Annotated in this window: 6 protein-coding genes; 1 reads left to right on the plus strand and 5 read right to left on the minus strand. The window is 73.7% G+C overall.

What is annotated here, in order from left to right; translation table 11 throughout:
* Nucleotides 1-110: 110 nt before the first annotated feature.
* From D459_RS0129980 to D459_RS0130000, 5 genes are all read right to left on the minus strand, one after another.
* Complete coding sequence (locus D459_RS0129980) at nt 111-2,210, minus strand: 3-hydroxyacyl-CoA dehydrogenase NAD-binding domain-containing protein (protein WP_017596684.1); 2,100 nt, start codon at nt 2,208-2,210, stop codon at nt 111-113.
* Entirely contained in the window at nt 2,207-3,409 is a 1,203-nt protein-coding gene (locus D459_RS0129985; protein ID WP_017596685.1) for a thiolase family protein, read from the minus strand. The genes D459_RS0129980 and D459_RS0129985 overlap by 4 nt, the downstream gene beginning before the upstream one ends.
* 428 nt (nt 3,410-3,837) lie before the next feature.
* Nucleotides 3,838-4,674, minus strand: a complete 837-nt coding sequence (locus D459_RS0129990; protein ID WP_241485164.1) for a tetratricopeptide repeat protein — start codon at nt 4,672-4,674, stop codon at nt 3,838-3,840.
* A gap of 481 nt (nt 4,675-5,155) precedes the next feature.
* On the minus strand, nt 5,156-6,418 hold the full coding sequence (locus D459_RS0129995; protein ID WP_026120887.1) for an HRDC domain-containing protein: 1,263 nt from the start codon (nt 6,416-6,418) through the stop codon (nt 5,156-5,158).
* 71 nt (nt 6,419-6,489) lie between these two features.
* Entirely contained in the window at nt 6,490-7,071 is a 582-nt protein-coding gene (locus tag D459_RS0130000) for a DUF3000 domain-containing protein (RefSeq protein WP_017596688.1), read from the minus strand.
* Between the two features lie 335 nt (nt 7,072-7,406).
* Between D459_RS0130000 and hemE the strand changes: the two genes are divergently transcribed.
* Entirely contained in the window at nt 7,407-8,375 is a 969-nt protein-coding gene (gene hemE / locus D459_RS0130010) for a uroporphyrinogen decarboxylase (RefSeq protein ID WP_017596690.1), read from the plus strand.
* Nucleotides 8,376-8,627: the final 252 nt, after the last annotated feature.

The raw sequence follows: 8,627 nt of genomic DNA on the forward strand, positions 1-8,627 counted from the left end.
CCCCCTCCCAGCGTACGACGGCGGCCCCGGCCGGGAGGGGTATCCCGGCCGGGGCCGCGAGTCGGGGCCCGCACCTCCCGGTGCGGATCCTCAGAGGGCCTTACGGCGCCTTACAGTGCTTTGAAGCCCGTGGCCTCGGGGTGGAACCTCTTCCCGTTGACCCGCTCGGAGACGCCGGCGTAGTCCAGGTACGGCGTGATGCCGCCCAGGTGGAAGGGCCAGCCCGCGCCGGTGATCAGGCACAGGTCGATGTCGGCCGCCTCGGCGACGACGCCCTCGTCCAGCATGATCCGGATCTCCTTGGCCAGGGCGTTCAGCGCCCGGTCCAGGATCTCCTGCTCCGAGAGGCCGTCGCCCTCGGCGGTGAACAGCTCCTTGACCTTCGGGTCGAGCTGGAAGTCCGGCCCGTACAGGTCGGTGATGCCCGCCTCGACGATCTTGCGCTGCTGCTCGGAGACGTGGAACCGGTCGGGGAACGCCCCGGCCAGGGTCTCGGCGACGTGCAGCCCGACGGCCGGGCCGACCAGCTGGAGCAGGAGCAGCGGGGACATCGGCAGGCCCAGCGGCGCCACCGAGCGGTCCGCGGCCTCGGGCTCGGTGCCCTCCTGCACGGCGCCCAGCACCTCGCCCATGAACAGGGTGAGCAGCCGGTTCACCACGAACGCCGGGGCGTCCTTGCACAGCACCGCGGTCTTCTTCAGTTTCTTCGCGGTGGCGAACGCGGTGGCCAGCGCCGCGTCGTCGGTCTTCTCGCCGCGGACCAGCTCCAGCAGCGGCAGCACCGCGACCGGGTTGAAGAAGTGGAAGCCGACCACCCGCTCGGGGTGCTTCAGCTTGCTCGCCATCTCGGTGACCGAGAGCGAGGAGGTGTTGGTCGCCAGGATCGCCTCGGGGGAGACGACGGCCTCCACCTCGGCGAAGACCTGCTGCTTGACCTCCATCTTCTCGAACACGGCCTCGATCACGAAGTCCGCGTCGGCGAAGGCGTCCTTGGTCAGCGAACCGGTGACCAGGCCCTTGAGCCGGTTGGCCTTGTCCTGGTTGACCCGGCCCTTGGCGAGCAGCTTGTCGATCTCGCCGTGCACGTAGCCGACGCCCTTGTCCAGGCGGTCCTGGTCCAGGTCGGTCAGGACGACCGGGACGTCCAGCCGGCGGGCGAAGAGCAGGGCCAGCTGCCCGGCCATCAGCCCGGCGCCGACCACGCCGACCTTGGTGACCTTGCGGGCCAGCGACTTGTCCGGCGCGCCGGCCGGCCGCTTGGCGCGCTTCTGCACCAGGTCGAAGGCGTACAGCCCGGCCTTGAGCTGGTCGCTCATGATCAGGTCGGCCAGCGCGTCGTCCTCGGCGGCGAAGCCCTCGTCGCGGGTGCGGTCCTTGGCCGCGGCGACCAGCTCCAGGGCGCGCACCGGGGCCGGGGCGGCGCCGTGCAGCTTGCCCTCCAGCAGGAACCGGGCGTTGTTCACCGCCTGGTCCCAGGCCTCGCCCTTGTCCACCTCGGGGCGCTCGACCTTGATCTCGCCCTTGACGACCTTGGCCGCCCAGCGCAGCGACTCCTCGACGAAGTCGGCCGGCTCGAACATCGCGTCGGCGATGCCCATCTCGAACACCTTCGGGCCCTTGAGCTGCTTGTTCTGGGCCAGCGGGTTCTCGATGACGACCTTGAGCGCCTTCTCCGCGCCGATCAGGTTCGGCAGCAGGTAGGTGCCGCCCCAGCCCGGGACCAGCCCGAGGAAGGCCTCCGGCAGGGAGAAGGCGGGCACGCCCGAGGAGACGGTGCGGTAGGAGCAGTGCAGCGCCACCTCGACGCCGCCGCCCATCGCCGCGCCGTTGACGAACGCGAAGGTCGGCACGTTCAGCTCGCCGAGCTTGCGGAAGACGTCGTGGCCGAGCTTGCCGATGGCGTGCGCCTGCTCGCGGTTCTGCAGCAGCGGCACGCCGGTCAGGTCGGCGCCGACGGCGAAGATGAACGGCTTGCCGGTGATCGCGACCGCGGTGATGTCGGTGCGCGCCGCGGCGGCGTCGATCGCCTCGCCGAGGCTGAGCAGGCCGCCCGGGCCGAACGTGTTCGGCTTGGTGTGGTCGTGCCCGTTGTCCAGGGTGATCAGCACGGCCTTGCCGGCGCCGTAGGGGAGTTCGACGTCGCGCGCGAGGGCCTTGGTGACGACCTCGCCGGCGAAGAGCTCCCGCGCCTCTTCGATGGGGCTGCTCACTTGGCGTTCCCTTCCCAGTTCGTGTTCTCCCACAGCACGGTCCCGCCCATGCCCATGCCGACGCACATGGTGGTGATGCCGTAGCGGACGTCGGGGCGCTCGGCGAACTGGCGGGCCAGCTGCATCATCAGCCGCACGCCGGAGGAGGCGAGCGGGTGGCCCAGCGCGATGGCGCCGCCCCAGGGGTTGACCCGGGCGTCGTCGTCGGCGATCCCGAAGTGCTCCAGGAACGCCAGCACCTGGACCGCGAAGGCCTCGTTGATCTCGATCAGGCCGATGTCGTCCATGCCCAGGCCCTGGCGGGCGAGGAGCTTCTCGGTGGCCGGGACCGGGCCGACGCCCATCACCTCGGGCTCGACGCCGGCGAAGGAGAAGTCCACCAGCCGCATCCGGGCGTCCAGGCCCAGCTCGGCGGCGACGTCCTCGGCGGCGATGATGGCGCCGGTCGCGCCGTCGTTCAGGCCGGCCGCGTTGCCCGGCGTGACGTTGCCGTGCGCGCGGAACGGGGTCTTCAGGCCGGCCAGGTTCTCCATGGAGGTGCCGGGCCGCGGCGGCTCGTCCGCGGTGGCCAGGCCGTAGCCCTGCTCGGCCGAGCGGACCAGCACCTCGACCAGGTCCTGCTGGATCTTGCCGTCGGCGTAGGCCTTGGCGACCTTCTCCTGGCTGCGCACCGCGTAGGCGTCGGCGCGCTCCTTGGTGATGGAGGGGTAGCGGTCGTGCAGGTTCTCCGCGGTGTTGCCCATGACCAGGGCGGAGGGGTCCACCAGCTTCTCGGAGAGGAAGCGCGGGTTGGGGTCGACGCCCTCGCCCATCGGGTGCCGGCCCATGTGCTCCACGCCGCCGGCGATGACGACGTCGTAGGCGCCGAAGGCGATGCCCGCGCCGCTGGTGGTGACCGCGGTGAGCGCGCCGGCGCACATCCGGTCGATGGCGTAGCCGGGGACGCTGCGCGGCAGCCCGGCGAGGAGGGCGGCGCTGCGGCCGATGGTCAGCCCCTGGTCGCCGATCTGGGTGGTCGCGGCGATGGCGACCTCGTCGATGCGCTCGGGAGGCAGGCCGGGGTTGCGGCGCAGCAGTTCCCGGATGACACGGACCACGAGGTCATCGGCGCGCGTCTCGGCGTACAGGCCCTTTCCGGCCTTGCCGAACGGGGTGCGGGCGCCGTCGACGAACACGACGTCGCGGGCGGTTCGCGGCACGATTGCCCCTCCTTCTCACACGGATGGGTGACTTTCCCCCACATGCTACTCGTCGGTAACTACTGCTGCGAGCAGCGGGGCGCCCGACTCTCCGGGAACCGCCCCGCGGCGCCCTCGGGACCGCCCGGGACCGCCCGCGCCGGAAGGCCGCCCGGCGGAGGGCGGGCGCGCACCGGGCGGGCCCGGTGCGGAAGGGCGTCTGGGCCGGGCCTGGGGAGAGGCGTGGACAAGGAGGCCTCGGGCCGCCGCCGCGGCGGGGAGCGCGCCGCGGTGCCCGCAGGGCGTCCCGGAGTCGGGAGGGGCGGTCCGCGGAGGCACCGGGGCGGGCGCGGTCCGGAACGGGAGGAGCGCGGCGGGCGGGTGTGCCCGCCGCGCTCGGAAGGGGCGCGGGAGGGGCCGCTGGGCGGCCGGGGCGGCCCGGAGCCGGGTCAGAACAGGGAGGCGGCCTCGCGGTGCCGGCCCGCGGCGCTGAAGGCGCCGGCGAGGTCCCGGCGCATCTTGAAGGTCAGCATCCGGATCTCCGGGTCGCCGACCGCGGTCAGGCCGTGCCGGTAGGCGTCGCGCAGCGCGTCGATCGCCTCGGCGTGCATGCCCGCCTGGGAGTAGACCCGGCCGAGCCGGTGGTGGATCACCAGGGTGTCGTGGTGCCGGGCGCCCAGCCGGCGGCTGCGCTGGGCCAGTACCAGGCGCAGGTGGCGGATGCTCTCCTCGTAGCGGCCGGCCGCGTTGAGCGCGGTGCTCAGCCCCACCCGCAGCTTCTCCCGCTCGGCGGGGTCCGCGGCGTCCTCGATGGCGCGCTGGTAGTGCGCGATCGAGGCCTCGTGCTCACCGGAGCGGCGCAGCGCCGAGGCGAGCCGGGTGCGCGCCTCCACGGTGTCGTGCGCGACCGGGCCCAGCCGCTCGGTGCGGCTGCGCAGCAGCGCCTCCCACTGCGCCGCCGCGTCGGCCGGGCGCGAGTCGTCGCCGTAGCACCAGGCCAGGTTCTCCCGGATCACGTCGGTCTGCGGGTGGTCCTCGCCGAACACCCGGACCGCGTCCTGCAGCGCCAGCTCGAACTGGGAGATCGCGGCCGCGCGCCGGCCGATCTGGGCGTACTTGCTGGCCAGGTTGTTGCGTGCGGCGATGCTGCGCGGGTCGTCGGCGCCGAGCCGCTGGACGAGGTCGTCCAGGGTGCGCTCCAGGGACGCGGCGCGCTGCCCGGGGGTGTGCCCGGACGGGGCGGGCGCCGGCGTCGGCGGAGCGGACGCCTCGGTGCGCCCGGTCATGACGGAACCCCTGCGCATCAGGTTGCGCCAGATGGCCAACAGGCCCACCTCCCCTTCCCGGTGTCCGGCGTCCTCCCCCGGAGCAGGGCTCGGGGCGGGAACGCCTGCCTCTCCGGTCCTGTGGAGCTTTCCGCTCCGCATCGACAACAGCACGATTCCATAACTTAATCCGCCCCGCAGGGCGGGGGAAACCCTCACCTGGGGGTGTGCCGATGTGAATCATGCCACTTATGGCAATTTTATGGCCAGAGAATGTTTAAGTCGTTTCGTGTCCGCTTTGTGGTTGCTTTGTGCGGTCCTCGGAGCCGGGGCCCGGACCTGCGCGGAGACCCGCCCCCCGGCCGCTCCCCGGACGGACCCGGGGGCCGGGGCGGCGGGAGGGCGACGGCGAGCGGCGCCGCGCCCGGGACCCGGGCACGGCGCCGCCGCGCGTTCTGCGCCGGAACCCGTCCGGCCCGCCTCCGAGGGCGCCCCGGAGGACTCAGTCCCCGCCGGCCGAGCGCAGCGCCTCGGCCAGCCCCTCGGCGGTCAGGCCGAGCTGCCACTCCCGGGCGCCGTAGCCGCGCAGCCGCTCGCGGACCGCCTCCGGCTCGGTGCTCTCCAGCGGAGTCCAGGCGAGCCGGCGCACCGCGTCCGGCTGCAGCAGGTTCTCCGCGGGCATGCCGACCTCCTCGGCGACCCGGGACACCAGGGCCCGGGAGGCCTCCAGCCGGCGGGCGGCCGCCGGGTCGCGGTCGGCCCACCGGTTGGTCGGCGGCGGGCCGTCGCCCGGAGCCGCGGGCCGGGGGAGGTCGGACTGGGCCATGTCGCGCACGCGGTTGACCGCCTTGATCCACTGCGGCACGTACCGGCGGGCCATCCGGACCCCGAACTGGCGGATCGCGGTCAGCTCCTGCGGGGTGCGCGGCATCGCCGTGGCGGCCTCCACGATGGCGGCGTCCGGCAGCACCCGGCCGGGGGAGACGTCCCGCTCGCGGGCGATCCGGTCGCGCTCCAGCCAGAGCTCGCGGACCACGCCCAGGGCGCGCTGGTTGCGCACCCGGTGGATGCCGGAGGTGCGGCGCCACGGATCGGGCCGGGGCTCCTTGGGCGGCGCGGCGAGCTCGGCCGCGAACTCCTCCACCGCCCACTCCAGCTTGCCGGCCGCCTTCAGCTCGTCCTCCAGAGCGTCGCGCAGGTCGACCAGGACCTCCACGTCCAGGGCGGCGTAGGTCAGCCAGTCCTCGGGCAGCGGGCGGGTGGACCAGTCCACCGCGGAGTGCTCCTTGGCCAGGCGCATGCCCAGCACGCCCTCCACCATCGAGCCCAGGCCGACCCGCTGGTAGCCGAGCAGCCGCCCGGCCAGTTCGGTGTCGAACAGCGAGGCCGGGCGGAACCCCAGCTCGGCCAGGCAGGGCAGGTCCTGGTGGGCGGCGTGCAGGACCATCTCCGCGCCGGACAGGGCGTCGCTCAGCCCGGACAGGTCGGGGCAGGCGACCGGGTCGATCAGCGCGGACCCCGCGCCGGAGCGGCGCAGCTGCACCAGGTAGGCGCGCTGGCCGTAGCGGTACCCGGAGGCGCGCTCCGCGTCCACCGCGACCGGTCCGGAGCCGGCGCTGAACGCGCCGACGGTCGAGGCGAGGCCTGCGGCATCGGTGACGACGGGGGGAAGGCCCTCGCGTGGCGCGCGCAGCAGAGGGGCCTCACCGGGCCGCCCGTCGTCCGGTTCGGGGGTGTCAGTCGTTGAATCAAGCACGTTCGCCACAGCACTACGGTATGCGCTCCGGGGAGCGCGCCGGTGATCCGCACCCTCCGTGACGGTGGAGAACGCCGTGGTCAGTCGCTGCCGGGACCCCTGCGGGCGGTGATGTCGGCGACATCGGCCGGGGGCAGGCCGGAGGCGGCGGAGAGCAGCGCGCACCACGCCGCCATGTGCCCGGACAGGTCGTCGCCCTCCGGCGACCACGAGGCGCGCAGCTCCAGCTCGGTGCTGACCGGCTCGTCGGCCTTGGCCGCGAACCCCTCGGTGGTCGCCCGGGTGACGGTCCCGCTGAGCGCCCGGTGCTCCGCGCCGCAGGCCTCCAGCGCGTCGGTCAGCCAGCTCCACGCGACCTGGCCGAGCAGCGGGTCCGCGGCGATCTCCGGTTCCACCTCCGCGCTCACGTAGGCGACCACGCGGAACGGGCCGGGCCATCCCCGGGTGCCCTCCGGGTCGTAGAGCACGATCAGGCGGCCCAGCGCGATGTCGTCCTCGTCGCCGTTCACCCGGGCCGACAGCGCCGCGGCGTGCGGGGCGAGCCGCTTCGGAGCGGGCATCGCCTCCACGGAGATCTCCGGCCGGACGGCGGTCGCGCGCAGACTTTCGACCGCGCGCCGGAACGGGGGAGGCGCGTCGTCGACCCGGCCGAGAGGGGGCATGTTGGACACGTCTGCCTTAACCATGGTCGTCGGCGGGGCGGCAGCCGAGGGGGGGCGGGCGGCCGACCCGGCCTGCACCGCGGCGGCCGCGGCGCGTGACTGGAGCTGATCACCTGCCACCGTGGCACGAGTCACGCCCCGGTCCGCGGAGTTTTCCCGGCGTGTCGGTGTTTCGTGATGATCTTGGGGTCCGGTCCGCGACGAAGTCGTTACACCCGGCCCGCAAGGCGGGGTGCGTCGTTTCGGCTCCGCGCGCATGGCACGATCGGAGGGTGACGCTGCAAGACTCTCCTTTCCTCCGCGCCTGCCGGCGCCTCCCGGTGTCCCGGACACCGGTGTGGTTCATGCGCCAGGCCGGGCGCTCCCTGCCCGAATACCGCAGGGTCCGCGCGGACGTCCCCATGCTGGAGGCGTGCGCCCGGCCCGACATGATCACCGAGATCACCCTGCAGCCGGTGCGCCGGCACGGGGTGGACGCCGCGATCTACTTCAGCGACATCGTCGTCCCGCTCAAGGCGATCGGCATCGACCTGGACATCAAGCCGGGCGTGGGCCCGGTGGTGGCCGAGCCGATCCGCACCGCCGCCGACCTCAAGCGCCTGCGCGAGCTGGAGCCCGGCGACGTCCCCTTCGTGACCGAGGCGGTGGGGTCCCTCGTCGGCGAGCTCGGCGACGTCCCGCTGATCGGCTTCGCCGGGGCCCCCTTCACCCTGGCGTCCTACCTGATCGAAGGGGGGCCGTCGAAGAACCACGAGCGCACCAAGGCGCTGATGTACGGCGAGCCCGAGCTCTGGAACGACCTGATGGCCCGGCTCTCCGCGATCACCCTCGAGTTCCTCAAGGTGCAGATCGACGCCGGCGCCTCCGCGGTGCAGCTCTTCGACTCCTGGGTCGGCGCGCTGAGCGCCGACGACTACCGCACCTCGGTGCTGCCGCACAGCGCGTCGATCTTCGAGGCGCTCGCCGACCGGGACGTGCCGCGGATCCACTTCGGCGTGGGCACCGGCGAACTGCTCGGCCTGCTCAGCGAGGCCGGCGCGGACGTGGTCGGGGTGGACTGGCGGGTGCCGCTGGACAAGGCCGCCCAGCGGGTCCAGGCCGCCACCGCGCTGCAGGGCAACCTCGACCCGGCGGTGCTGTTCGCCCCCTGGGACGTGGTCGCCGAGCGCACCCGGGACGTGCTCTCCCGCGGCCGCGTCGCCGACGGGCACATCTTCAACCTCGGCCACGGGGTGCTGCCCAGCACCGACCCGGACGTGCTCACCCGGCTCACCGAGTTCGTGCACGCCGAGACCGAGGACTGACCGGCGTCCCCGGCCCCGCGCCCACCTCGTCGAGCCCAGGGGCACCGTCTTTCCCGCCCCCGGCCCCGCGCCCGCCTCGTCGAGCTCAGGGTCGTCGTCTTTTCCCGGCCCCTTCCCGCTCGGGGATGAGGGGACCGCCTCCGGTGGACCGGGCAAAGATGACGACGCGGAGCTCGACGTTATCGCGGTGGTACCACGACGGTGTTGAGCCCCGGCCTGTTGCTTTTGCCCGGCCCACCGCCCCGGCGATCC

Origin of the sequence: Nocardiopsis potens DSM 45234 (genome assembly GCF_000341105.1) — a bacterium.
GTDB classification, from domain to species: Bacteria; Actinomycetota; Actinomycetes; order Streptosporangiales; family Streptosporangiaceae; genus Nocardiopsis_A; species Nocardiopsis_A potens.

Excerpts from the sequence above, each read along its gene's own strand:
- D459_RS0129990 (WP_241485164.1), bottom strand. The coding sequence starts at position 4,674 with ATGACCGGGCGCACCGAGGCGTCCGCTCCGCCGACGCCGGCGCCCGCC.
- D459_RS0130000 (WP_017596688.1), bottom strand. The coding sequence starts at position 7,071 with ATGCCCCCTCTCGGCCGGGTCGACGACGCGCCTCCCCCGTTCCGGCGC.